The sequence below is a fragment of the Calidifontibacillus erzurumensis genome (assembly GCF_013303125.1).
GTDB lineage: Bacteria > Bacillota > Bacilli > Bacillales > Bacillaceae_J > Calidifontibacillus > Calidifontibacillus erzurumensis.
Map to the genome: position 1 here is coordinate 1 of NZ_JABTTE010000071.1, position 742 is coordinate 742.

Below are 742 nucleotides of genomic sequence, written 5' to 3' on the forward strand. Positions count from 1 at the left end.
GATTATATCAAAAGAGACCTTAACATCATCCAAAAACTAGCTGAGCAAAGTTCATTGACTCTTTTGAGTAAACAAGAATACCGAGAGCTTCTTGTGATTAAAGAACTATATCGGCAACAAGAAGAAATGCATCGTACAAAAACCCACCGCATCGATCATCGAATCGTTAGTATTTCCCAGCCATATGTACGGCCCATCGTCCGTGGAAAAGCGAAAGCAAATGTCGAATTTGGATCAAAAGTTGCCGTTAGTGTTGTCGATGGTTTTGTCATGGTTGAAAAGCTGGACTGGAACAACTTTAATGAAGGCACAACTCTTCAAGAGTCTATTGAAGACTATCGAGATCGCTTTGGTTTTTATCCTGAAGCTGTTTTGGCCGATAAAATCTATCGAAATCGAGAAAACCTTCAATATTGCAAAGAACGAGGCATCCGCCTTAGCGGTCCAAAACTCGGACGTCCTTCAAAAGAAGAAGACAAAGCTCAAAAGATTTTAGCCAAACAGGATGCTTCCGAACGAAATGCAGTTGAAGGAAAATTTGGTGAAGGCAAGCGTGCATACGGGCTTGGCCGTATTCGAGCACGCCTTCAAAAAACTAGCGAAACGGTTGTTTGCATCCAGTTTCTTGTCATGAATCTGGAACGCAAGCTACGCCTTCTATTTTTTCTTTTTTTCGGGCAGCTATTTTTACAAAGGAACATGGGTCAGTTTAAAAAATTGTAGACCCGTTCAGCAAACCCTA

At 41.2% G+C, this 742-nt stretch carries 1 protein-coding gene; it reads left to right on the forward strand.

Annotated features, from left to right (window positions below; translation table 11 throughout):
• A partial coding sequence (locus tag HR057_RS16835) for a transposase (protein WP_173732663.1) occupies nt 1-723 on the forward strand: 723 nt, incomplete at its 5' end.
• Nucleotides 724-742: the final 19 nt, after the last annotated feature.